General features: G+C 65.9%; 21 protein-coding genes. 11 read left to right on the top strand and 10 right to left on the bottom strand.

Features of this window, described 5'->3' with window-relative positions; genetic code table 11:
• Positions 1-9: 9 nt before the first annotated feature.
• A complete protein-coding gene (locus ACTTAI_RS09645) occupies positions 10-900 on the bottom strand; it encodes a bestrophin family protein (RefSeq protein ID WP_444455507.1) in 891 nt (296 codons plus the stop codon).
• 200 nt (positions 901-1100) lie between these two features.
• Between ACTTAI_RS09645 and ACTTAI_RS09640 the strand changes: the two genes are divergently transcribed.
• The 3 genes from ACTTAI_RS09640 to ACTTAI_RS09630 all read left to right on the top strand — a co-directional run bounded on the left by ACTTAI_RS09640 (position 1101) and on the right by ACTTAI_RS09630 (position 2855).
• The gene (locus ACTTAI_RS09640) at positions 1101-1793 is read left to right on the top strand and encodes an AzlC family ABC transporter permease (RefSeq protein ID WP_444455506.1); all 693 of its coding nucleotides are present in this window, start codon (positions 1101-1103) and stop codon (positions 1791-1793) included.
• The gene (locus tag ACTTAI_RS09635; RefSeq protein ID WP_444455505.1) at positions 1790-2128 is read left to right on the top strand and encodes an AzlD domain-containing protein; all 339 of its coding nucleotides are present in this window, start codon (positions 1790-1792) and stop codon (positions 2126-2128) included. Before ACTTAI_RS09640 ends, ACTTAI_RS09635 begins: the two co-directional genes overlap by 4 nt.
• 64 nt (positions 2129-2192) lie before the next feature.
• Positions 2193-2855 (top strand): GntR family transcriptional regulator, encoded by a 663-nt coding sequence (locus ACTTAI_RS09630; protein ID WP_444455504.1) that lies wholly within the window; start codon positions 2193-2195, stop codon positions 2853-2855.
• Positions 2856-2879: 24 nt separating this feature from the next.
• Here ACTTAI_RS09630 and ACTTAI_RS09625 read toward each other — a convergent pair whose 3' ends face one another.
• A complete protein-coding gene (locus ACTTAI_RS09625) occupies positions 2880-4271 on the bottom strand; it encodes an aspartate aminotransferase family protein (RefSeq protein ID WP_444455503.1) in 1392 nt (463 codons plus the stop codon).
• Between ACTTAI_RS09625 and ACTTAI_RS09620 the strand changes: the two genes are divergently transcribed.
• The 7 genes from ACTTAI_RS09620 (at position 4218) to ACTTAI_RS09590 (ending at position 12785) form a co-directional block, all read left to right on the top strand.
• Positions 4218-4523 (top strand): hypothetical protein, encoded by a 306-nt coding sequence (locus ACTTAI_RS09620; RefSeq protein WP_444455502.1) that lies wholly within the window; start codon positions 4218-4220, stop codon positions 4521-4523. The genes ACTTAI_RS09625 and ACTTAI_RS09620 overlap by 54 nt on opposite strands.
• A gap of 87 nt (positions 4524-4610) precedes the next feature.
• Positions 4611-5672 carry an ABC transporter ATP-binding protein gene (locus ACTTAI_RS09615; protein WP_444455501.1) on the top strand — a complete coding sequence of 354 codons (1062 nt, stop codon included), beginning with the start codon at positions 4611-4613 and terminating at the stop codon, positions 5670-5672.
• 1 nt (position 5673) lies between these two features.
• Positions 5674-6582, top strand: a complete 909-nt coding sequence (locus ACTTAI_RS09610; protein WP_444455500.1) for an ABC transporter permease — start codon at positions 5674-5676, stop codon at positions 6580-6582.
• Entirely contained in the window at positions 6575-7381 is an 807-nt protein-coding gene (locus ACTTAI_RS09605) for an ABC transporter permease (protein WP_444455499.1), read from the top strand. The genes ACTTAI_RS09610 and ACTTAI_RS09605 overlap by 8 nt, the downstream gene beginning before the upstream one ends.
• Before the next feature lie 32 nt (positions 7382-7413).
• Positions 7414-8439, top strand: coding sequence for an extracellular solute-binding protein (locus ACTTAI_RS09600; protein WP_444455498.1), 1026 nt, complete (start codon positions 7414-7416; stop codon positions 8437-8439).
• Between the two features lie 74 nt (positions 8440-8513).
• Complete coding sequence (locus ACTTAI_RS09595; protein WP_444455497.1) at positions 8514-10178, top strand: amidohydrolase; 1665 nt, start codon at positions 8514-8516, stop codon at positions 10176-10178.
• Between the two features lie 111 nt (positions 10179-10289).
• Positions 10290-12785 carry a putative bifunctional diguanylate cyclase/phosphodiesterase gene (locus ACTTAI_RS09590; RefSeq protein WP_444455496.1) on the top strand — a complete coding sequence of 832 codons (2496 nt, stop codon included), beginning with the start codon at positions 10290-10292 and terminating at the stop codon, positions 12783-12785.
• A 55-nt stretch (positions 12786-12840) separates the two neighbouring features.
• Here the strand turns inward: ACTTAI_RS09590 and ACTTAI_RS09585 are convergent, their stop codons facing one another.
• The 3 genes from ACTTAI_RS09585 to ACTTAI_RS09575 all read right to left on the bottom strand — a co-directional run bounded on the left by ACTTAI_RS09585 (position 12841) and on the right by ACTTAI_RS09575 (position 15119).
• Positions 12841-13407, bottom strand: a complete 567-nt coding sequence (locus ACTTAI_RS09585; protein ID WP_110805661.1) for an HNH endonuclease — start codon at positions 13405-13407, stop codon at positions 12841-12843.
• A 420-nt stretch (positions 13408-13827) separates the two neighbouring features.
• Positions 13828-14490 carry an alpha/beta hydrolase gene (locus tag ACTTAI_RS09580; protein ID WP_444455495.1) on the bottom strand — a complete coding sequence of 221 codons (663 nt, stop codon included), beginning with the start codon at positions 14488-14490 and terminating at the stop codon, positions 13828-13830.
• Positions 14487-15119: a DNA-3-methyladenine glycosylase family protein gene (locus ACTTAI_RS09575; protein ID WP_444455494.1), complete on the bottom strand. Its 633-nt coding sequence runs from the start codon at positions 15117-15119 to the stop codon at positions 14487-14489. Before ACTTAI_RS09575 ends, ACTTAI_RS09580 begins: the two co-directional genes overlap by 4 nt.
• A gap of 81 nt (positions 15120-15200) precedes the next feature.
• On the opposite strand from ACTTAI_RS09575, the gene ACTTAI_RS09570 reads away from it, so the two are divergent.
• Positions 15201-16418: an MFS transporter gene (locus ACTTAI_RS09570; RefSeq protein ID WP_444455493.1), complete on the top strand. Its 1218-nt coding sequence runs from the start codon at positions 15201-15203 to the stop codon at positions 16416-16418.
• Between the two features lie 161 nt (positions 16419-16579).
• Here ACTTAI_RS09570 and pgi read toward each other — a convergent pair whose 3' ends face one another.
• The 5 genes from pgi to ACTTAI_RS09545 all read right to left on the bottom strand — a co-directional run bounded on the left by pgi (position 16580) and on the right by ACTTAI_RS09545 (position 22263).
• The gene (gene pgi, locus ACTTAI_RS09565; protein ID WP_444455492.1) at positions 16580-18190 is read right to left on the bottom strand and encodes a glucose-6-phosphate isomerase; all 1611 of its coding nucleotides are present in this window, start codon (positions 18188-18190) and stop codon (positions 16580-16582) included.
• On the bottom strand, positions 18190-18861 hold the full coding sequence (gene pgl, locus ACTTAI_RS09560; protein ID WP_444455491.1) for a 6-phosphogluconolactonase: 672 nt from the start codon (positions 18859-18861) through the stop codon (positions 18190-18192). The genes pgi and pgl overlap by 1 nt, the downstream gene beginning before the upstream one ends.
• Positions 18858-20333, bottom strand: coding sequence for a glucose-6-phosphate dehydrogenase (gene zwf, locus ACTTAI_RS09555; RefSeq protein ID WP_444455728.1), 1476 nt, complete (start codon positions 20331-20333; stop codon positions 18858-18860). Before zwf ends, pgl begins: the two co-directional genes overlap by 4 nt.
• Positions 20334-20494: 161 nt before the next feature.
• Complete coding sequence (locus tag ACTTAI_RS09550) at positions 20495-21055, bottom strand: RSP_2648 family PIN domain-containing protein (protein WP_444455490.1); 561 nt, start codon at positions 21053-21055, stop codon at positions 20495-20497.
• Positions 21055-22263: an RSP_2647 family RNA methyltransferase gene (locus ACTTAI_RS09545; protein WP_444455489.1), complete on the bottom strand. Its 1209-nt coding sequence runs from the start codon at positions 22261-22263 to the stop codon at positions 21055-21057. The genes ACTTAI_RS09550 and ACTTAI_RS09545 overlap by 1 nt, the downstream gene beginning before the upstream one ends.
• Positions 22264-22386 lie beyond the last annotated feature (123 nt).

Below are 22386 nucleotides of genomic sequence, written 5' to 3'. Positions count from 1 at the left end.
CAGGCCCCCTCAACTCAACAGATACTCGACCGGCGCCAGCGGCTCTGGCGCCTCTTCGCCCAGATGCGGTGCAAGGCTGATCTCCATCGCCCGACAGATCGCATCCAAAGGCAGCGCATTCGGCGCCGTGCCAAAGGGATGCGACATCTCCTCGGAGACCTCGGCCAGCCCCAGAAACACATAGGCGACGATCGCCACGATCACGGGCGTCAGCCAGCCCGCCGCCGCGAAAAGCGCGACCGGCAGCAGCAGGCAGTAGATATAGATCGTGCGATAGATCAGCAGCGAATAGACAAAGGGCAAGGGCGTGCCCGCGATGCGTTCATTGCCCGCCTGCGCCAGCGTGATCGCCGCGAGCCGCTGCGTCAACGCCCGCGCCCCGAACCCGTCGATGCACCCGCCGCGATGCGCCGAAGCGATCCGGGCCGTCAGACGGTCCAGCGCCGCACAGGGCGGGTTTGGCGCGTCCCTCAGATCGGGCGCGCGCCGCAGCGACTCGGGGTCGGCCGCAATCCCGCGCAGCCGCGCCCGGTGCAGATGCGCGAAAGCCAGGGCATCGCGCAGCACCTCGGCGCGCAGGACGGGATCGGCGATGAAGACCTCGGCCTCGCGCGCGAGCATCCGCAGATCGGCGAGCAACCCGCCCCAAAGCCGCCGCGCTTCCCACCAGCGTTCGTAAGCGGCGTTGTTGCGAAAGCCCAGAAACAGCGACAGCGCCAGACCGAAGACCGTCACCGCCACCGGATCGACCACCGGCAGCACCTCAAAGCGCAGGCCAAGCCCCGTGAGCAGCGTCGCCGCCACCGCCACCACCGCCACCGGCCGCACCACCGCGGGCACGATCGAACCCTTGAGCGCAAAGGCCAGATCAAGGGGGCTTGGCTTGTCACGCAGGATCATCGTACGTCCTTTCAAGGCTTTGTCCCTCTTGGGCCGCATCCGCCCCGCCGTGCAAGCCCACGCCCCTTCACGCTTGCCCACGAATGCGCGAGCCTCCGCCTTTGCCCAAATCCTGAGCAGATGCGATTGATTTGCGACCCGCCGTTCCTTATACCGCAGGCGTCCCGGCCGGATCGACAAGGCCACGCCGCGAGGAGCGCATGACCGACACCCCCCGTTTTCGTGACGGAATACTGGCCGCCATCCCCTTGATCCTGGGATATTTTCCCATCGCCTTCTCGTTTGGCGTTGCGGCCATTCGCGCGGGGCTGAGCCCGGCCGAGGCGGTGATGTTCTCGGTCGTGATCTTCGCGGGGGCGGCGCAGTTTCTGGCACTGGCGCTGGTGACAAGCGGCGCCCCCGTGCTCGTTTCCGCCGCTACCCTGGCGGCGATGAACCTGCGCCATGTGATGTATGGCCCGGCGCTTCTGGAAAAGGCGGGCAAGGCTGCCAGCACCCGGTTTTCCTGGGCCTGGGGCTGGTGCCTGACCGACGAGGTCTTCGGCGCGAGCCTTGGCGCGCTGGCCCGCGGACAAGGCTTTTCCGAGGGCTTCATCGGCGGGCTTGGCCTGGGCGCCTATCTGTCGTGGATCGCCGGAACCGCGCTTGGCGCCGCAACCGGGGGCGAGGCGCTGAAGGCCTTCCCGGCGCTTGATGCCGGGCTTGGCTTCATGCTGCCCGCGCTCTTCCTAGCGCTGCTCCTTTCGATCCTCGACCGGCGCCAGCTTGGCCCCGTCGCGGTGGCGATCGGCGCGACGGTTCTGGGCAGCCTGATGCTCAGCCCCACCCTTGGCATCCTCGCCGGGATCGCGGCAGGCGCCGCCACCGGAACCTTGCAGAAAGGCCGCGCATGAGAGCTGAACTTCTTGCCCTGGCAGCGCTGACCGGTCTGGCCACCTGGGCCTTCCGCGTCGTGCCGACGAAATTGCCCTTGGGCAAGGGCGCCCCGGACGGGCGGCTGCGGCGCTTCTTTGCCGCCACCGGCCCCGCGGCGATTGCCACGCTTTTCACCGCCTCGGTGCTGCCGATGCTGCAAAGCCCGGGCACCGCCCCCCTGCCCCTGATCCTTGGCACAGCCGCCGTGCTGCTGGTCTGGTTTGCCCGCCACTCTGTCGTTCTGGCGACGCTTGCGGGGGCAACGGCCTGCGGGCTTGCGACCTTCGCGGGGCTTGGCGCCCCCGGAATTTGATCATCTTTCGCGATTGCGGAAAACCGGCTATCCTGCCCCGATCCGGACCCCCGAAAGGATCGCTGTGGACAGTCTCGCCCCGAAAGAACCCGCGCATCTGAGCGTCTATCGCGGCATCCGCGATCTGATCCTGTCGGGCGATCTGGCGCCGGGCCATCCGGTCACGATTCAAGGGCTTGTCTCGCGTCTTGATGCGGGCGTGACCCCGGTGCGCGAGGCGATCCGGCGGCTGACCTCGGAAGGGGCGTTGCAGTTTCACGACAACCGCCGCGTCACCGTGCCGGTGCTGAGCGTGGCGCAGGTCGACGAGCTGATCTTTGCGCGCAATGCGCTCGAACCCGAGCTGGCGCGGCAAGGCGCGCTGCGGGCCAGCACCGCCGATATCGACGCGCTCGAGACCATCGACGCCGCCCATACCGCCGCCATCGCGCAGGGCAACACGCATCAATACATGGTGCAGAACCACCGCTTTCACATGACGCTTTACGCGCTGGCGGGGACCGAGGTGATCCTGCCGGTGGTGGAGGCGCTTTGGCTACGCTCGGCGCCCGCGCTGCGGGTGATGTGCGGGCGCTTTGGCACGTCGAACCTGCCCGACATGCATCAGGCAGCGCTTTCGGCGATGCGGGCGAATGACCCCGACGGCGTGGCCGAGGCGATCCGGCTCGACATCCTGCAGGGGATGGAAAACGTCCGCGAGCTTCTGATAGAGGCGCAGCCCGGTTGATCCACCGGGCCGCGCAAGTTTGCGTCAGGCGCTCTGGTTCAGCCCTTCGGCATTGATCCGAACCAGCGTTTCATCGAGCGATTTCAACGCCCGCTCGATCAGGATGTCGATCTCGGCGGGGGTGATCACCAGCGGCGGCGAGATGATCATGCGATCACCGACATGGCGCATGACAAGATTGTTGGCAAAGCAGCGCTCGCGGCAGATGTAGCCCACCGTCCCCGATTTCGCGGCAAACTTCGCCCGCGTCGCCTTGTTCGGCGTCAACGCAATCGAGCCCATCATGCCGACGATCTTCGCCTCGCCCACCAGCGGATGCGCGGTCAGGCTTTCCCATTTCGCCTTCAGATACGGCGCGGTTTCAGCGGCCACGCGGGCAACGATGCCTTCCTCGTCCAGCAGACGCAGGTTCTCAAGCGCGACGGCCGCGGCGACCGGATGGCCCGAATAGGTGTAACCATGCGCGAATTCATCCGAGCCGTTGATGACCTTGGCCACCCGGTCCGAGACGATCGAGGCGCCCATCGGGATGTAACCCGAGGTCAGCCCCTTGGCCACGGTCATGATGTCGGGGGTGATGCCGAAGGTCTGGCAGCCGAACCAGTTGCCGGTGCGACCAAAGCCGGTGATGACCTCGTCGGCAATTAAAAGGACGTCGTATTTCTGGCAGATGCGCTGGATCTCGGGCCAGTAGGTCGAGGGCGGAATGATCACGCCGCCCGCGCCCTGCACCGGCTCGCCGATGAAGGCCGCAACGTTTTCGGCGCCGATTTCGAGGATCTTTTCCTCAAGCTGACGGGCGCGGGCCAGACCGAAGTCCTCGGGGCTCATGTCGCCACCCTCGGACCACCAGTCGGGCTGATCGATATGCACGATGCCCGGAATCGGCAGCCCGCCCTGCGCGTGCATCCCCTTCATCCCGCCAAGGCTCGCGGCACCCATCGTCGAACCGTGATAGCCGTTCCAGCGCGAGATGATCACATTCTTCTCGGGCTTTTCGAGCGCCTGCCAGTAGCGGCGCACCATGCGGATGTTGGTGTCGTTCGAATCCGAGCCCGAGCCGTTGAAGAAGACATGGTTCAGATCGCCCGGGGCCAGTTCGGCCAGACGTTTCGCCAGCTGGATCGCCGGAACATGCGAGGTCTGGAAGAAGGTGTTGTAGAAGGGCAGCTGACGCATCTGCTTTGCCGCCGCCTCGACCAGCTCGTCGCGGCCGTAGCCGACGTTGACGCACCAGAGCCCGGCCATGCCGTCAAGGATCTCCTGACCCTCGCTGTCGGTGACCCAGACGCCCTTGGCCTTGGTCATGATCCGCGCGCCCTTCTTCGCCAGCCCGTCGCCATCGGTGAACGGGTGCATGTGATGGGCGGCATCGAGCGCCTGCAATTCCGCAGTGGGAAGGTGGTTTTCGAACATCGGCTGTCCTTTCCGGTCTGGGTGCCGCCGCGCGGCACGTCGCGCCGGGATCGGCGCAGCATGGGCGGGATCGCCCCCATCGAAAATATGATCAAATTATTCGTCAGCGTCAATCCGCTGTCTGAGCCTGGCTTTCACGCCGCGACGTCAGCCGAACCGATTCGCCTTTCGGCGCCACGCGCAACCCTGACGGGAGCGCCCCAAACCGCGCCCCGCAACAACCTGCTGAATTTATGTGCATTCGATCAATGATTTCGCGCCAGCCAAAAGAAACCCTTGCCAGCGCGACGGATCGCCACAAAACTCGACTCAATATGATCAAATCCGAAAGGATCTGGCGTGGCAGCTCCCGTCATCTCGGCACGCAATCTGGTGAAGGCATTCGGCACGGGCGATTTCGCCGTTCGTGCGCTTGACACGGTCTCGATCGATATCCAGCAGGGCGAGTTCTTCACGCTTCTCGGCCCCTCGGGCTGTGGCAAGACCACGCTTTTGCGGCTTTTCGCCGGGTTCGAGATGCCCAGCGCCGGGACGATCCTGCTGGATGGTCAGGATGTGACGGTGCTGCCGCCGAACCGCCGCCCGATCAACACGGTGTTTCAGAGCTATGCGCTGTTTCCCCATCTGACCGTCGCGGAAAACGTCGGCTTTGCCTTGAAGATGCAGGGCAAGCCGCGCGCCGAGATCGACGAGACGGTGGCGAAGATGCTGGCCCTTGTGCGGCTCGAAGCGATGGCCGGGCGCAAGATCACCCAGCTGTCGGGCGGCCAGCAACAGCGCGTGGCGCTGGCCCGCGCGCTCGCCCCGCATCCGAAAGTGCTGCTGCTCGACGAACCGCTTTCCGCGCTCGATCTGAAGCTGCGCAAGGAAATGCAGATCGAACTCAAGCGGTTGCAGCATGAAACCGGGATCACCTTCATCTTCGTGACGCATGATCAGGAAGAAGCCCTGACGATGTCGGACCGCATCGCGGTGATGAGCGCGGGCAAGCTGCAGCAGGTCGGCACGCCGAAGGAGATTTACACCCATCCGATCAACCGCTTCGTGGCCGCCTTCATCGGCGAGACGAATTTTCTGGATGCGGTGGGCGAAACCGGCGGCGCGCGGCTGACGACGGGCGATCTGATCCCGGTCGAGGGCGTGCTGCACGGCCCCGTCACCGTGGCGATCCGGCCCGAGCAGCTGCGGCTGGTGGCGCCCGCCACCGCGGGGGCGATTGCGGCCACCGTCCGCGATCTGGTCTATTTCGGCACCGACACGCATTGCCACATGGCGCTCGTCGATGGCACGGCGCTGACGGCGCGGCTGCAAAGCCCGGCCAGCGGCGATATCGGGCTTTCCATCGGCGATCGGGTCGGCGTGCTGCCGATGCCGGGCGCCGCGCAGATGTTGAGGGATTGAGATGAGCGCCGCCGAACAGGCGCAGCGCGCCAAGACAACCCGGAACGCCTGGCTGCTGGTCATCCCGGCGCTTGTCGTGCTGATGGCGGCAGCGATCGGGCCGCTGGTCCTCGTTCTGATCTATTCCTTCCTGACCCCCGGCGATTACGGCAACGTGGTCTGGAGCTTCTCGCTTGATGGCTGGCAAAAGGTGGCGGTCGAGCGCGATATCTTCGACGACAGCCTGCATCTGGCCGAGGCGCATCTGACGATCTTCTGGCGCTCGGTCAGCCTGTCGCTCGTGACGACGATCCTCTCCTTCTTCGCGGGCTTTCCGACCGCGTGGTTCATCGCCACCCGCCCGGCGCAACACCGCGCCTTCTGGCTGTTCCTGATCACCCTGCCGTTCTGGACGAACCTGCTGATCCGCACCTTCGCGATCAACCAGATCATCCGCAACGAGGGGCTTTTGAACACGATCCTGCTGCATCTGGGCGTGATCTCCGCCCCCCTGCAGATGACCTATACCGAGGGGGCGCTGCTGATCGGCATGGTCTATGTCTATCTGCCGCTGATGGTCCTGCCGCTTTACGCCTCGCTTGAGCGCTTCGATCTGCGGCTGCTGGAAGCGGCTTACGATCTTTACGCCTCGCGCTGGCAGGTGCTGATGCGGGTTGTGCTGCCGATCGCGCGGCCCGGCATCGTCGCGGGCTCGATCCTTGTCTTCGTGCCCTGCCTTGGCGCCTATGTGACGCCGCGGATTCTGGGGGGCGGCAAGCTGATGATGCTGGGCAATTTCATCGAGCTGCAATTCGGTCAGGGCCGGAACTGGCCGCTTGGCGCGGCGATTTCGATCGTGCTTCTGGTGATCGTGATGGCGGCGCTTCTGGTCTATGTCCGCGCGATCAACGGGGAGAAACGCGATGGCTAATCCTCGGGCCTTTCATGTCGCCGACCTGCCGGGCGTCGGCCCGACCGCGCTTTTCGTCTTTGCCGGGCTTTATGCGCCGATCCTGACGCTGGTGATCTATTCCTTCAACGCCTCCCCCTCGGTCGCAACCTGGGAGGGGTTCACCTTCGAGTGGTATCTGAAGGCCTGGAGCAATGCCGCGGTGATGAATGCGGCGGCCAATTCGCTGATCGTCGCCACGCTGGCCGCGCTGCTCTCGACCGGGCTTGCGACCTTGGCCGCGCTTGGCACCACCCGCCGCCCGGCCTTCTTCGGCATCACCGCGATTTATGCCGCGATCAACCAGCCGCTGATGGTGCCCGAGATCGTCACCGCCGTCGCCCTGCTGATCGTCGTCGCCGCGATCAAGGCCGCCACGGGCTATGCGGGGCTGGGCTATCTGGTCGTCGCGCATACGGCCTTTTGCATCCCCTTCGCCTATCTGCCGATCCGCGCGCGGCTCGAGGGGATGGACCTGACCTTGGAAACCGCCGCCGCCGATCTTTATGCAAGCCCCTGGCAGGCCTTTCGCTTTGTCACCCTGCCCCAGCTCGCGCCGGGCATTCTGGCGGGCTGGATGCTCGCCTTCGTCACCTCGCTTGATGATGTGGTGATCACCGAATTCATCAAATCGCCCGGGCAGGACACCCTGCCCACTTACATGCTCGGCCAGCTGCGCCGCGCCATGACCCCCGACATCAACGCCCTGTCTGCCGCCCTTTTGGGGCTGACGCTGGTGCTTTTGTCGGGCTTTTTCCTGCTCAGCCGCCGCAAGAGCTGAGACGAATGAACGAACCAACCGGGAGAGACCCAATGAAGAAACTGCTTGCCGCCTCTGCCATGCTTCTGTGCTCTGCGACGCTTGCCGCCGCCGAAGGGGAGCTGTTCCTCTATAACTGGGGCAACTACACCAGCCCCGATCTGATCAAGAAGTTCGAAGAGACCTACAAGGTCAAGGTCACGATCACCGATTTCGACAGCAACGACACCGCGCTTGCCAAGGTCGAGGCCGGGGCCTCGGGCTTTGACCTTGTCGTGCCCTCGGCGGGTTTCGTCGGCATCTATGCCGAAAAGGGCTTGATCGAGAAACTGGACCTGTCGCGCCTGCCCAACCACAAGAACATCGCCCCGCAATGGATGGATGTCGCCTGGGACAAGGGCCGGGAATGGTCGATCCCGTGGCAATGGGGCTCGACCGGGATGTCGGTCAACACCAAGGTTTACGGGGGCGACATCAACACCTCGGCCATCTTCATGAACCCGCCGCCGGAGCTTGAGGGCAAGATCAACGTCATTCCCGAAATGGGCGACGTGATGGCGCTGGCCACGATGTACGAGGGCGGCAAGGTCTGCTCGGATGATCCGGCGATCATGAAGAAGGTGCGCGACGATCTTCTGGCGGCGAAGCCGAAATGGCTGTCGATGGATTATTCGACCGTCGAGAAGATGACGAACAATGACTATGCGGCGACCGTGGACTGGAACGGCTCGGCGATGCGGGCGCGGCTGGGCAACAAGGACGTGGCCTATGGCTATCCGAAGGAAGGCTATGGCCTCTGGATGGACAACGTCGTGCTGCTGAAGGACGCCAAGAACGTCGATAACGCCTATCTGTTCATGGACTTCATCCTGCAGCCGGAAAACGCCGCGATGCTCTCGGCCTTTGCGCGCTATGCGAACGGGATCGCGGGCTCGGAAGCCTTCCTGCCCGAGGACATGAAGGGCGCGCCCGAGCTGAACCCGCCGGCGGAATTTGCCGACAAGGGGCAGTTCGTGACGATCTGCACCGGCAAGGCGCTCGACTACCAGAACGCGATCTGGACCGAGCTGCAGAAGTAAGCCTCTGACACCGCTTGCCCGACCACGCCCCGACGCCCGGGGCGTGGCCCTTTCCTCATGCCCGAGCGCCTGCCATGCCGACCCCCGATCTGATCCTGACCAACGCCCGCATCCTGACGATGGACGACGCGCGCCCCACCGCCGAAGCCCTTGCGCTTTCGGGCGAGACCATCCTTGCCCTTGGCACCACGGCCGAGATACTGGCGCTCGCCACCCCCTCGACCCGGGTGATCGATGCCGGGGGTCGCACCGTCCTGCCCGGCTTCTTCGAGGGTCACGTCCATCTGGGTCTTGGCGGGGCGGAACTGGCGCATCTGCATCTCGACCATCTGCACGGCATCGAAGAGATCACGGCGGCCTTCCGCGCCTTTGCCGCCACCCATCCCGACCGGCCGCTTCTGATGGCGCAGGGCGCGGATTACGGCATGCTCGGCCATCCGATCAGCCGCCACGATCTGGATGCGATCATCGCCGACCGCCCGATCGCGATGATGTCGCATGACCACCACACGGTCTGGGCGAATACCGCGGCGCTGCAAGCCACCGGCCTGATGCATGGCGCACCGATGCCGCACGGGCACGAGGTTGTTCTGGATGCCGATGGCCTTGCCACCGGCGAATTGCGCGAATTCGAGGCCTTCGGGCCGCTCATCACGCTCGGCGGCGAGGCGCGGATCAACCTTGGCATCGCCACGGGCGAAGAACCCGCGACCCCGCCCACGGCCGAGGAACGCGCCGCCGACAAGGCGATGATCTTGGCGGGGATGCAGCATTGCGCGAAACACGGGGTGACGAGCCTCGTCAACATGGACGGCAACCGCTACACGCTGGAATTGCTTGCCGAAATGCAGGCCGAGGGCACGCTTTTGCTGCGCGTCAAGGTGCCCTTCCACTTCAAGCCGCATATGGATCTGACCGCGCTCGAACGCGCCTCGGCGATGATGCGCGATTTCGACAGCGCCTGGATCAGTTCGGGCTTCGTCAAGATGTTCATGGATGGCGTCGTCGACAGCCGCACCGCCTACATGATCAACGATTATGTCGACCAGCCCGGGCACCGCTCCTTCCCGCTCTTTGCGCCCGAGACCTTCAAGGAAATCGCAACCGAGATCGACAGGCGCGGGCTTCAGATCGCCGTCCATGCGATCGGCGACGGCGCCGTGCGCACCACCATCGACGGGATCGAAGCCGCGCGGGCCGCGAATGGCGCCCGCGACGCCCGCCACCGCATCGAACATATCGAGCTGATCGACCGTGCCGACATTCCCCGCCTTGGCGCACTTGGCATCACCGCCAGCCTGCAGCCGCCCCACCCGCCCGGCGCGATGGAGTTTCCGCTCGAACCGACGCTGACCCGGATCGGCAAGGCGCGCTGGCCGGACGCCTATCTGTGGAAGACGCTCGCAACCGAGGGCGGCGCGCATATCGCCTATTCGAGCGACTGGCCGGTGACCGATGTCTCGGTCCTGCGCGGCATCCATGCCGGGGTGACGCGCAAACCCTTCGAGGGTTGCGCCGACGAATGCCTGAGCCTGATGGAAACGCTGCGCGCCTATACGGCGGGCGGCGCCTGGGCCGCGCATCGCGACCATGTAACCGGCACGCTCAAACCCGGCATGGCGGCCGATCTGGTGATGCTCGGCGGCGATATCGAAACCTGCGCGCCCGCGGCGATCCCCGATCTTGGCATCGCCCTGACGATTTGCGGCGGGCGCATTCTGTGGCAGGCGGGGGCCTGACCCCGGCCAGCGACACAGCGCCGCTTTGAATTTGGGGGAAACCCTGTATCCTTCCCGAGAAGTCCCGAACCGGGATGGATACCGCCCTGCGTTGCGCGCACCGGAGACAGCATGACCGCACCGCTCATGCCCTTATCAGCCGAGGCCGCGGACCACAGGGCCGCGCCGTCGAAACTGATGTATGGCGCATGGCAAGGCGTGATGCGCTGGCGGGCAGAAGCGACGCTCTGGGCTCAGTGCGTGGTCGGGATCTGTTTGATCGTGGCGGCCGCTGCCCTGCGCGACGGGCTGCACGCGCTCGGGGCGGATCTCAATTACCTGCCGCTGATGCCTGCAGTGGCCCTGACCGCGGCGCTTTTGCGCGTCGAAATCGGCTTGACCGTCGTCGCCCTGACCGCATTGCAGATCCATGTCGTCTTCGTGCCGCAATCCGGGTCGGGCCATGACATCGCGCAGATCATCTATCTGGGCTCGTCGGCCTTTACCGTGCTACTGGCGGAAATGTTCTTTCGCGCGCAAGAGACGGCCCGGGAGGAACAAAGACGGGCCACGGCGATCGAGCGGCTGAATGCGGCGGTGATCGAATACTCGAACGATGCTGTCGTGACCTATACGCTGGACGCAAAGGTGACGACCTGGAACCCGGCGGCGGAACGGATCCTCGGCTATCAGGCCTGCGACATGATCGGTCGCCCGGTGCATGACCTCTGTGCGGAACTCCACAAGAACCACGATGCGCTGCGCGCCCGTCTGCGCATGGGAGAAGCCATCGAACATTTCCCGACACAACTGCGCACCAGGGACAGCCGCGTGCTTGATGTCTCGCTCACGCTCTCGCCGATCCGCGACCCGGCAGGGGAAGTCGTCGGCATCTCGGCGATCTTTCGTGACATCAGCCAGAGCATGAAGATCTTCGAAGAGCTGCGCCAGAGCGAGGAAACACTGCGCTTCGCGCTGGAAGCGGCACAAGCGGCGCCGTGGCGATGGAACTCGTCAGCGGACACGTCGGAATGTTCCGAAGCCTTCCTGCGCCAGCACGGGCTTGATCCGGCGCAGTCATCGGTCTGTTTCGCCGACTGGCTTGCCAGCCTGCACCCCGACGATCGCGCCGCGACCGAGGCCTCGGTCCAGGCGGCGCTGCAGGCGCAGGTCCGTGATCACTGCATGCAGTATCGCATCGCGCCCGAGCGCGTCGGCGGCCCGCGCTGGATCGAAAGCTTCGGACGGATCGAGCGTGATGCGCAAGGCGGGGCGCAGATCATCAACGGCATCTCCTTCGATGTCACCGAGCGCTTCGTGGCGCATGAGCGCATCGCCTATCTGGCCCATCACGACGGGCTGACGGGGCTGCCGAACCGGGCGCTGTTTCTTGACCGGCTGGAGGCCGCGCTGGCGCGGGTTCGACGTGGCCCGGGCTGTGCGGTGCTGCTGATCGATCTCGACCGCTTCAAGGAAGTGAACGACACGCTTGGCCATCCGGCAGGCGATGCGCTGCTCTGTGCGGTGACGAAACGGTTGCGCGCCGAGGTGAGCGAGGCAGACACGCTGGCGCGGCTTGGCGGCGACGAATTCGCGGTGCTGCTGACCGAAACCGACGATCCGCGCGTCGCGGTGGCGCTGGCCGAGCGGCTGATCAGCACGGTCGAGACCGGGTTTCAGATCGATGGCCGCCCGATCAGCATCGGCGCCAGCGTCGGCATTGCCATGGCCCCTTCGGACGGGCTCAGCGCCAAGGCGCTGGTCAAGGCCGCCGATGTGGCGCTTTACCGGGCGAAGGCAGACGGCTCGGGTTGTCTGCGCTTCTTCGAGCCCGAAAGCGACACAAGGATGCAGCAGCGCCGCGCGCTGGAAAGCGATCTGCGCCGGGCTTGGGCGGCGCGCGATTTCGAGCTGTTCTTCCAGCCGATCATCGACATGAAGACCCGCCGCGTCTCCTGTCTCGAGGCGCTGTTGCGGTGGCATCACCCCGACCGCGGCTGGGTCTCGCCCGAGACCTTCATTCCGCTGGCCGAAGAGATGGGGCTGATCGTGCAGATCGGCGAATGGGTGCTCTGCGAAGCCTGCACGGCGGCAATGACCTGGCCCGAGACGCTGAGGGTGGCGGTCAACCTCTCGCCCGTGCAGCTGGCCCATATCGGTCTGGCCGAAGCGATCACGGCAGCGCTCGCCCGCACCGGGCTTGCGGCGGACCGGCTGGAGCTGGAAATCACCGAAACGGTGATGATGAAGGAAACGCGGGCGACGCTGGCCACGCTCGAACGGCTCAAGGCACTGGGGCTGCGCATCGCGATGGATGATTTCGGCGCGGGCTATTCCTCGCTGCGCAACCTGCAACGTTTCCCCTTCGACAAGGTGAAGATCGACCGCGCCTTTACCGCGGGGTTGGGGCACTCGCGCCAAAGCGCGGCGATCGTGCGGGCGGTGACGGGCATGTGCCTGAGCCTTGGCATGGTCTCGACCGCCGAGGGGGTGGAGACCGAGGCGCAACTTGACGCACTTGACCGCGAGGGTTGCACCGAGGCGCAGGGCTATCTGTTCAGCAAGCCGGTTCCGGCGGCCAATGTCCCGGCGCTGCTCGACCGGCTCGCCTGCGCCGATGTGAGATGATCGCTTGCCGCGGGCAAGTTCCGCCGCGTTTTGAACGTCCTGCACGCGGGCGAGGTCATTCTTCCAGTTCGCTGTCCCAATACAGGAAATCGAGCCAGGTCTGATGCAGGCCATCCTTGGCCATCGGCAGCCGCCGCGCGATGTCGTCAAGCTGGCGCGGGCTGGGCTCGAAGGGCGCTCGCAGAAGCCGCATCCCGGCCTCTTTCGGGGTCCGGCAGCCCTTGCGCAGATTGTCCGGGCCGCAGGCGGTGACGATATTCGTCCAGCGGCTGCCGCCAAGACGCGCGCGCGGGATCACATGGTCGAAGGTCAGCTCCGACACCGGGAACCGCCGCCCGCAATATTGGCAGCGGAATTCATCGCGCAGAAACACGTTGAACCGGGTGTAAGGCACTTTCTTGCGCCGCCGATAGGTCTTGAGCGCCACCACCGCCGGAATCTCGAAGCTCTGGTTGGCCGAGGAGACGCGCAGCCCCTCGTAGGTCTTCACCTGAATGACGCGCTCCTGCAGCACCGCCACCAGCCCCTGTTGCCAGCTCCAGGCCGAAAGCGGAGCCCAGGACAGGGGCTGCATGTCAGCATTCAGCACGAGCGTGCGCAGATTTCCGATTGCGACGTTCATCCCTGCCTCCTTTCGGCAAGGCCTTGCAGGCAAAGAAAAAAGCGCGTGGGATACACGCGCTTTCGCAAGGTCGAAGAAGAAGAGGAAGCCGTCACGGAACCACCGGTGCAGGGAAGCGGCGGGCAGGCAAAGCCGCCGTCAGCAGACACCCGGTTGCGCCGGTCATTGGCCGGTCGTCGCCTCTCGCCCCCTCGATCCGATCCGCACATCGTCCTTCCCCGTCATGTTCCGAGCGGACAGCGCGGCGGAGAAGCCCCCCGCCTCTGCCACAGCTCTACTATATCTCGCGTCTCGCACAGGACAAGGCCCGCGATCTGCGCAACCTGCCCGTGCGCACAGGCATTGCATGCCTTTGCAACGGCGATGTGACGGGTTGCCCGGAAATCGGGCAGACGGGGGGCGACTCAGCAGGGCAGCGACTCAGGCGGGCAGATGCGCCTTGAGGAAGGCGAGCGCCTGACCCAGCCCGTCGGGCGAGATGCCATGCCCGGTGCCGCGCATCACATGGGTGCGCACGTCGAAGCCCGCCGCCGTCAGCGCATCGGCCGCCTGTTTCAGATCGCCAAAGGGCACGATCTGATCGACATCGCCGTGCAAAAGCAGCATCGGCGGCTTCGTCACCGCCTCGGCCGCCAGCAGATCGGCGCGCAAGAGCCGCCCCGAAAAACCGACCACCCCGGCCAACGCCTGCTTGCGCCGCGGCGCCACTTGCAGCGACATCATCGTGCCCTGCGAAAAGCCGACCAAGGCGATCTGCGACGCCGCAAGACCCTCGGCCGTGATGACCTGATCGAGGAAGGCATTCAGATCCTCGGACGCGCGCGCCAGCCCCGCGGCAGCGTCTTCGGGGGCGGAGCCATCCAGCCACGGGATCGGGAACCATTGCCGGCCAAAGGGATTGGTCACGCATTCCTCGGGCGCATCGGGCGCGAGGAACAGCGTGTTCGGCAGATGCGGGGCCAGCGGCTCGGCCAGACCCAGCAGATCGTCGCCATCCGCGCCATAGCCGTGCAGGAAGATCACCGCAGAAGTTGCCTTGCCCGAGCGGGCCTCGACCCGCCCCACCTTGTTGATCCGTGTCATGGCGCCACTCCTTCGCGATCCTTCATCGCCGCGTAATAGGCCCAAAGCCCGCGCGCGGCAACCGCCCGCCAGGGCGACCAAGGCGCAGAGAGCGTGCCAAAGGCCCGCGGCTTCGGCCGCTCGGGCAGGTCAAACAGCATCCGCGCCGCCTCGGCCAAGGCCAGATCGTCGACGGCGAAAACATCGGCGCGACCAAGCGCGAACATCAGATACATCTCGACCGTCCAACGGCCGATGCCGGGCAAGGGCAGAAGCGTCTCGATCACCTGCGCGTCGGGCAAATGGCGCAGGGCGGGGAAATCGACGCCCGAGCGGGCGAGCGCCTGCAGGTAGCGCACCTTTTGCCGCGACAGCCCGCAGGCGCGCAGATCGTCCTCGCTGGCATCGGCCAGAGCGGGGGCGGCGCCGAAACCCGCCTCAATGAGCTTGCCCCGGATCGAGCGCGCCGCAGCGGTCGAGACCTGCTGGCCAAGGATCGCATCACGCAGGGCCTCGAACCCGTCCTCGCGGCGCCGGAGCGGCCAGGGGCCTGTGAGCGCAAGGGCTTCGGCAAAGCGCGGCTCGGCCGCGACAAGCCATGCCGCGCCCTCTGCCACATCGTCTTCGGTGTCTATGATGCGTCCGACCATCCGGGCAGCCTGCCCGGTTTTCGCCCGCCGCGCCAGCCCCGAATGCTTGCCAGCCTGATCGGGGCGCGCTAGGCCTTGGACATGACCGAGACCGCCCTGCCCGCCCCGCCGCTTCCGCTTCGCAACCTGATCGTTCTGGTCGCGGCCCAGGCGTTTCTGGGCGCGCAGATGTCGATGATCTTCACCGTGGGTGGGCTGGCGGGCAAGTCGCTGGCGTCGAACCCCTGTCTGGCAACGCTGCCGCTCTCGCTGATCGTGCTGGGTTCCGTGCTGACGGCGCAACCGATGTCGTCGTTCATGGCAGTCTACGGGCGCCGGGCCGGGTTCATTCTGGCGACGGCGGCCGGGGGCATTGGCGCGGCGATTTCCGCCCATGCGCTGGCCATCGGCTCTTTCGCGCTTTTCTGCCTCGGCTCGATGCTGGCGGGCATCTACATGTCCGCGCAGGGGTTTTACCGCTTCGCCGCGACCGACGGCATCGCGTCCGAACATCAGAGCAAGGCGATTTCCTGGGTTCTGGCCGGGGGCCTGGCGGCGGCGGTGCTGGGGCCACAGCTGGTGAAGCTGACCGCACAGGCGCTGGTGGTGCCGTTTCAGGCCACTTACCTTGCGATCATCGCGATCAATCTGGCGGGGCCGCTCCTTTTTGCCTTCCTGCGCATCCCCGCGCCCGGACGACGGGCCAAGGGACAGGCGGCCGGACGGACGCGGGCGCAATTGCTGCGCGATCCGGTGATCCTTGTCGCGATGGTCTGCGGCATGGTCTCCTATGCGCTGATGAACCTCGTGATGACCTCGACCCCCCTGGCGGTGGTCGGCTGCGGTCACACGACGACGAATGCGGCCGATATCGTCTCGGCGCATGTGCTGGCGATGTATCTGCCCTCGTTCTTCACCGGCCATCTGATCGCGCGCTTCGGGCGCGAGGTGATCGTGGGGATTGGCCTGTTCATCCTGGCGGTAGCGGGTGCGGTTGCGCTGACGGGAGTGAATCTTGAGCAGTTCTTCATCGCGCTGATGCTTCTGGGGCTGGGGTGGAACTTCGGCTTCATCGGCTCGACCGCGATGCTGGCCTCCGCGCATCGCCCCGAGGAGCGCGGCACGGTGCAGGGGATGAATGATTTCGTCGTCTTCGGCGGGGTGTTTCTGGCCTCGCTCAGCTCGGGCGGGCTGATGAACTGCGCCTCGGGCGATGCGGTCGCGGGCTGGCAGGCGGTGAACCTCGCCATGCTGCCCTTCCTGACGCTCGCCGGTGCGGCGCTGATCTGGCTGATCCTGCGCCCGAAGGAAACCCGGTAAGAAATTTCGCCTCGCGATGCGAGGCGACCCGCCGGGGGCTCTGCCCCCGGACCCCCGAGGTATTTGGAGCAAGATGAAAAGACAGTCGAGCTGATTTCATCTTGCCCGAAATACCTCCGGGGGAGTCCCGCAGGGACGGGGGGCAGAGCCCCCCTGCACGGTCAGGCGCGCGCGGCGCGGATGCGCTTGGCGAGCCCGAGGGTCGAGCCGTCCTTGCCCGCGCCCTCTGACGTTCCTTCCAGCACCGGGGCGAGCGCCAAGGCCAGTTCCTTGCCCAGCTCCACCCCCCATTGATCGAAGCTGTTGATGCCAAGGATGACGCCTTCGACGAACACGCGGTGTTCGTAAAGCGCGACGATACCGCCGAGCGTGAAGGGAGTCAGGATCTCGATCAGCAATGTCGTCGAGGGGCGGTTGCCCGGAAAGACGCGGTGGCGGGCTTGCCGCTCAAGCTCGGCGCCGGTCAGGCCTTTTTTCGCCATGAGCGCGGTGGCTTCTTCGAGCGAGCGGCCGCGCAGCAGCGCCTCGGATTGCGCAAGGCAATTCGCCACCAGAAGCAGGTGCTGGTGTTCGAGATAGGGTTCCCGGCCGCGCGCGGCAAGGATGAATTCGCAGGGCACGACGCGCGTGCCCTGATGGATCAGCTGATAGAACGCATGCTGGCCGTTCGTGCCGGGCTCGCCCCAGACCACGGGGCCGGAGTGATAGGGCAGATCGGCGCCGTCCATCGAGACGCGCTTGCCGTTGCTCTCCATCTCGAGCTGCTGCAGGTAGGCGGGCAGCCGGGCAAGGCGTTGTTCATAGGGCAGCACGGCGCGGGTCGCATGGCCCAGCACCTGATTGTGCCAGATACCGACCAGCGCCAGAAGCACTGGCAGGTTCTGCGCAAGCGGCGCCTCGCGGAAATGCCGGTCCATCGCGGCGGCCCCGGCGTGGAACTCGGCAAAGCCTTCGGGGCCGATGCCGATCATCAGGCTGAGGCCAATCGGCGACCAGACCGAATAGCGCCCGCCGACCCAATCCTCGAAGCCGAAGACGCGCTCAGTCGGGATGCCGAAAGCGGCTGTCTTGTCGGTCGCGGTCGAGATCGCGGCGAATTGCGCCGCGGGGTCGGCGACCTTCGCCGCCATCCAGGCGCGGGCGGTTTCGGCATTGGTCATCGTCTCGATCGTGGTGAAGGTTTTTGAGGCCACGATCACCAGCGTCGTTTCCGGGTCGAGCCCCGAAAGCACGTCATGCGCATGCGCGCCATCGACGTTCGAGATGAAATGCAGCCGCGGCCCGTCGGCGAAGGAGGTGCAGGCGATCGAGGCCATCACCGGCCCAAGATCCGACCCGCCGATGCCGATATTGACCACATCGGTGATGCGGCCCCCCTGCCCGGTGAAGCGGCCCTCGCGCACATCTGCAGCAAAGGCCTGCATCCGGCCGAGCGTCTCGCGCAGCGCGGGCATGACATCGTGGCCGTCGACGGTGATCCTGTCCGCCGCATTGCGCCAGGCGGCATGCAGCACCGCGCGCCCCTCGGTCTCGTTGATCTTCTCGCCCGCGAACATCGCGTCGCGACGCGCCGCGACGCCGGTCTTTTCGGCCAGATCGACCAGCAGCTTCAGCCCCGCGGCGTCGATGTTCGTTTTCGAGAAGTCGAAGAACCACGACCCGAATTCGGCGCTGAAAGCTGTGGCGCGGGCGGGGTCGGCAGCGAAAAGATCGAGGATATGCCGGTCCTTGAGGGTCGCGGCATGGGCAAGAAGGTCATCGAAACGGTTCATCAGGGAGCCCAATGGATGGTGGCGTTGGAAAGGACGATCCGCACCGGGGCCTCGGTTTCGGGAAGGCTTGCGGCACGTTCGAGTGCTGCGCGCTTTTCTGCACCGGTGATCAGAAGATGGCAATGCATGGCCGAGCGCAGCACCGGTGCCGTCAGCGTGATCCGCGGCTCGCCCGCGGCCTCGGCGCGCAGCGCCATAACCGGCGGGGCATCGGGGGCCAGCGCCTCGGCCAGGCGGTCGGCGCCGGGGAAAAGCGAGGCCGTGTGCATGTCGGCGCCCATGCCGAGCATCAGCACGGTGAGCGGCAGCGCGGCGCGGATGCCATGGGACAGCTCGTCCAGCCGTTCCTCGGGCGTTTCGGCAGGGGCGTAAAGCGGCACCAGATGGGCGAGCGCCGCGGCCCCGCGCAACAGCCGATTGCGCAAAAGGGCGGTGTTCGAGCGCGGGCTCGTCTCATCGACCCAGCGCTCGTCATTCAAGAGCACCCAGACACGCGCCCAATCAAGATCGAGGCCCGAGAGGATATCGAACACCGGACCGGGCGTCGTGCCGCCGGGGACACACAGCGTCACCCGCTCCTCGACTTCCAAAGCGCGGCGCAGTTGACTGGCGACCTTGTCGGCGAGCGCCAGCATCATCAATTCGCGGTCCGGATAGTCGATCAGGTTCATTCGCGGATCTCCCGCCAGCGACGGCCGTCGCGGTGCATCAGCATCAGTGCATCTTCCGGCCCCGAAGACCCGGCGTCATAGGGCCGCGGCCGGTCGCCCCGCGCCTCCCAGCCCGCGATGATCGGATCGGTCCAGGCCCAGGCGGCCTCGACCTCGTCGCCGCGCATGAAGAGGGTCTGGTTGCCGCGGATCACATCCATGATCAGCCGCTCGTAAGCGTCGGGAATGTCGGCACCGTCTTCGCCCAGAGCCTCGGCAAAGGACATGTCGAGCGGCACCTGCACCAGACGCATCCCCCCCGGACCCGGTTCCTTGATCATCACCTTCAGGTTCATGCCCTCGTCAGGTTGCAGCCGGATGACAAGGACGTTCTCGCGCCACGCGGCTTCCTCCTGATCAAAGATCGAATGCGGCGGCGCCTTGAAGGTGATGGCGATTTCACTGGCCCGGCCGCGCAGCCGCTTGCCGGTGCGCAGATAAAAGGGCGTGCCCTGCCAGCGCCAGTTCGCCACCTGCACCTTCAGCGCGATATAGCTTTCGGTGCGGCTGTCGGGGTTTTCGCTGTCGGCCAGATAGCCCGGCTGCTCGGCCCGGCCAGCCGAGGCCTTCACACCAAGATATTGGCCGCGCACGATGTCGGCCGCAGGAACGGGCTGCAAAGCCCTGATAACCTTCACCTTTTCATCGCGCACCGCATCGGGGTCGAAGTGATAGGGCGGCTCCATCGCGATCAGGCACAAAAGCTGCATCAGGTGGTTTTGCACCATGTCCCGCATCGCGCCCGACTTGTCGTAATAGCTGCCGCGCCCGCCGACACCCACGGTCTCGGCGACGGTGATCTGAACATGATCGATGTATTGCGCGTTCCACAAGGGCTCGAACAAGATGTTGGCAAACCGCACCGCCATCAGGTTCTGCACCGTCTCCTTGCCCAGATAATGGTCGATCCGATAGATCTGGCTTTCCTCGAAATGCGCGGCAAGCGTCGCGTTCAGCGCCTTGGCCGAGGCCAGATCGCGGCCGAAGGGCTTCTCGACGACGATGCGCGAATCCTTGCCCGCGATGCCATGCGATTTCAGACGATCCGCCAACGGCCCGAACAGCACCGGCGCGACCGAGAAGTAAAAGGCGTTGATCCGCGCCGGATCGACCTTGGCTTTCAGCGCATCCCAGCCGCCCTCACCCGTCGCATCGACCGAGACGTAATCGAGGCTTTGCAGAAACGCCGCAATCGTGTCGTCGTCATGTTTCGCCGGATCGACGAAATCGGCGATCGCCTTCGTCACCTGCACCCGGAAGCCCTCGGCATCCATCTCGGAGCGGGCGGCGCCGATGATCCGCGCGCCCTCGGGCATCTGCCCGGCATGAAAGCGGCGGTAAAGTCCGGGCAGGATCTTGCGCTGCGCAAGATCGCCCGTGGCTCCGAAGATCACGAGGTCGAAAAGGTCCACCGGAATGACGCGCGACACCATGGGACTGGCTCCGATTCTTGGCATGACTGGCGCCCTCCTCCGGATGCGCCGTCCTAGTTACATATGTTAGCGGTAACATACGTGATTTCTACCGTGGCGCCAAGCCCAAGTCTAGCCCGGTGTCGGGCGAACTCAAAGCGGTTTGGCGAGGCGGGCGCAGATCAGGCGGTTTCGAGCGCACGGGCCAGGCGAAAGAGCTTGGCCTTTTTCAAAAGCGCGCGCAGGGGCCAGGACTGACCGGACAAAGCCTCGGCCTTGACGCGGACACGCTCGACCACGGCCGCGACCTGCGTGGGGTGATCGGCGGCCAGCGCCCAAAGGAAGGCATCGGCATCAAGGCGCGAAAGCCCCTCGCCCGCCAGCACACCACGCGGAAAATCGGCCCGGTTTTGCGTCACGATGGCCTCGGCCCCGCCAGATATGGCGGCCGCCAGCACATGGATGTCGTTTTCATCGGGCAGATGCAGCCGCGATTCGAGGCCCGGGCGGGGGGCGACGCTCGCCCGTGGAAAGCGGGCCTTGAGGGTCGCAATCTCGCCCCGCGCATAGGCCTCGTCGCCCACTGAAAGCCGCGCCGCCGCCCGCGCCCATTCCTCCAAGATGCGCTCGGACCAGAGAGGCGCATACAGCCCCTCGGCCGCGCAGCCGGTCAGGATTTCGCGCAAGACCGTCGGGTAAAGCACGCAGGCGTCGAGCAGGACTTTCCCCGGCGCCGCACGCATCAGTCGAGCCGGAAGACCAGCGATTTCAGATAGGCCGATTCGGCCAGTTGCGGCAGCATCGGATGGTCCGGCCCGGCAAAGCCGGTGTGCAGAAGCTGTGCCCGGCGCCCGCCACGGCCAAGACCGCGGGCCGAAGCGTTGCGGAAGGCGACCAGATCGGCGGCATGCGAGCAGGAGCAGAGCACGATATAGCCGCCCGGCGCAACCAAGGGCGCCGCCAGCCGCGCGATGCGTTCGTAAGCGCGCAGCCCGGCCTCCAGCGATTGCTTGTTCGGCGCGAAGGCGGGCGGGTCGCAGATCACCACCTCGAACTGCGCGCCCTCGGCGGCCAAGGCTTCAAGCGTCGCAAAGGCATCGCCCTGACGGGTGGCAAAGCGGGCGCCCTGCCCCATCGCCTCGGCGCCCTTCTTCGCAAGGTCCAAAGCTGCGGCCGAGGCATCGACCGCCAGTGCATTTTCGGCGCCGCCCGCAAGACAGGCCAGCGCGAAGCCGCCGACATGGGAAAACACGTCCAGCACCCGCGCCCCCCGCGCCAGCCGCGCGGCGAATTCATGGTTCGGACGCTGATCGAAGAAAAGCCCGGTCTTCTGCCCGCCCAGAACGTCGGCCATATAGGTCGCGCCGTTCATTTCGACCGGCACCGGGCCGTCGATGGCGCCGCACAGCACCACGGTTTCCTCGGGCAGGCCTTCGAGCCCGCGCGAGCGGCCCGAGCCGTTCTTGATCACCGTCGTGACCCCGGTCACCGCGACGAGGGCCGCGCAAAGATCGCCGATCAGTGCCTCGGCCCAGGCGGCGTTCGGCTGCACCACCGCGACATCGCCGAAACGGTCGATGATGACGCCGGGCAGGCCGTCCGCCTCGGCATGGACAAGGCGATAGAAAGGCTGATCGAACAACCGCGAGCGCAGATCAAGCGCGCGGGCAAGCCGCGCCGCCAGCCAGTCGCGGTCGATCACCGCATCGGCGTCGCGATCCAGCATCCGCGCGATGATCTTCGATTTCGGGTTCACCGTGACCGTGCCCAGCACCCGGCGCTCGGCATCTTCGAGCGTCGCGATCACGCCGGGGGTCAGGCCCTGCGTGCGCCGATCCGTCACCAGCTCGTCGGCATAGACCCAGGGAAAGCCGTGCCGGATCGCGCGGGCCTCGGCCTTGGGGCGCAGCCGCACGACGGGACGGGACTTCGGCGCTTCTTCTTCGGTCATGGCGGGCCTCGGTGCTAAAGGGTGTTGCGCCCCCTCTATCCCGAGTTTCGCGCCGCGCAAAGCCCGCATCGGCACGGCCCTTGCCCGATCCGTGCCACACCCGATGGATTTTGCACAAAATCG

The sequence above is a fragment of the Rhodobacter capsulatus genome (assembly GCF_052363175.1).
GTDB classification, from domain to species: domain Bacteria; phylum Pseudomonadota; class Alphaproteobacteria; order Rhodobacterales; family Rhodobacteraceae; genus Rhodobacter; species Rhodobacter capsulatus_D.
Note: the sequence above shows the minus strand (reverse complement) of the source record. Positions and strands in the feature narration are given on the sequence as shown.

Coding starts and splice junctions, on each gene's coding strand:
- pgl (WP_444455491.1), bottom strand. CDS start 18,861: ATGAACCTGATCGACTATCCGGACCGCGAATTGATGATGCTGGCGCTC.
- ACTTAI_RS09550 (WP_444455490.1), bottom strand. CDS start 21,055: ATGCGTGCGGCGCCGGGGAAAGTCCTGCTCGACGCCTGCGTGCTTTAC.
- ACTTAI_RS09635 (WP_444455505.1), top strand. CDS start 1,790: ATGAGAGCTGAACTTCTTGCCCTGGCAGCGCTGACCGGTCTGGCCACC.
- ACTTAI_RS09645 (WP_444455507.1), bottom strand. CDS start 900: ATGATCCTGCGTGACAAGCCAAGCCCCCTTGATCTGGCCTTTGCGCTC.
- ACTTAI_RS09570 (WP_444455493.1), top strand. CDS start 15,201: ATGACCGAGACCGCCCTGCCCGCCCCGCCGCTTCCGCTTCGCAACCTG.
- ACTTAI_RS09600 (WP_444455498.1), top strand. CDS start 7,414: ATGAAGAAACTGCTTGCCGCCTCTGCCATGCTTCTGTGCTCTGCGACG.
- ACTTAI_RS09640 (WP_444455506.1), top strand. CDS start 1,101: ATGACCGACACCCCCCGTTTTCGTGACGGAATACTGGCCGCCATCCCC.
- ACTTAI_RS09585 (WP_110805661.1), bottom strand. CDS start 13,407: ATGAACGTCGCAATCGGAAATCTGCGCACGCTCGTGCTGAATGCTGAC.
- ACTTAI_RS09620 (WP_444455502.1), top strand. CDS start 4,218: ATGGGCGGCATCGAGCGCCTGCAATTCCGCAGTGGGAAGGTGGTTTTC.
- ACTTAI_RS09625 (WP_444455503.1), bottom strand. CDS start 4,271: ATGTTCGAAAACCACCTTCCCACTGCGGAATTGCAGGCGCTCGATGCC.
- zwf (WP_444455728.1), bottom strand. CDS start 20,333: ATGGTGTCGCGCGTCATTCCGGTGGACCTTTTCGACCTCGTGATCTTC.
- ACTTAI_RS09580 (WP_444455495.1), bottom strand. CDS start 14,490: ATGACACGGATCAACAAGGTGGGGCGGGTCGAGGCCCGCTCGGGCAAG.
- ACTTAI_RS09595 (WP_444455497.1), top strand. CDS start 8,514: ATGCCGACCCCCGATCTGATCCTGACCAACGCCCGCATCCTGACGATG.
- ACTTAI_RS09590 (WP_444455496.1), top strand. CDS start 10,290: ATGACCGCACCGCTCATGCCCTTATCAGCCGAGGCCGCGGACCACAGG.
- ACTTAI_RS09575 (WP_444455494.1), bottom strand. CDS start 15,119: ATGGTCGGACGCATCATAGACACCGAAGACGATGTGGCAGAGGGCGCG.
- pgi (WP_444455492.1), bottom strand. CDS start 18,190: ATGAACCGTTTCGATGACCTTCTTGCCCATGCCGCGACCCTCAAGGAC.
- ACTTAI_RS09545 (WP_444455489.1), bottom strand. CDS start 22,263: ATGACCGAAGAAGAAGCGCCGAAGTCCCGTCCCGTCGTGCGGCTGCGC.
- ACTTAI_RS09610 (WP_444455500.1), top strand. CDS start 5,674: ATGAGCGCCGCCGAACAGGCGCAGCGCGCCAAGACAACCCGGAACGCC.
- ACTTAI_RS09605 (WP_444455499.1), top strand. CDS start 6,575: ATGGCTAATCCTCGGGCCTTTCATGTCGCCGACCTGCCGGGCGTCGGC.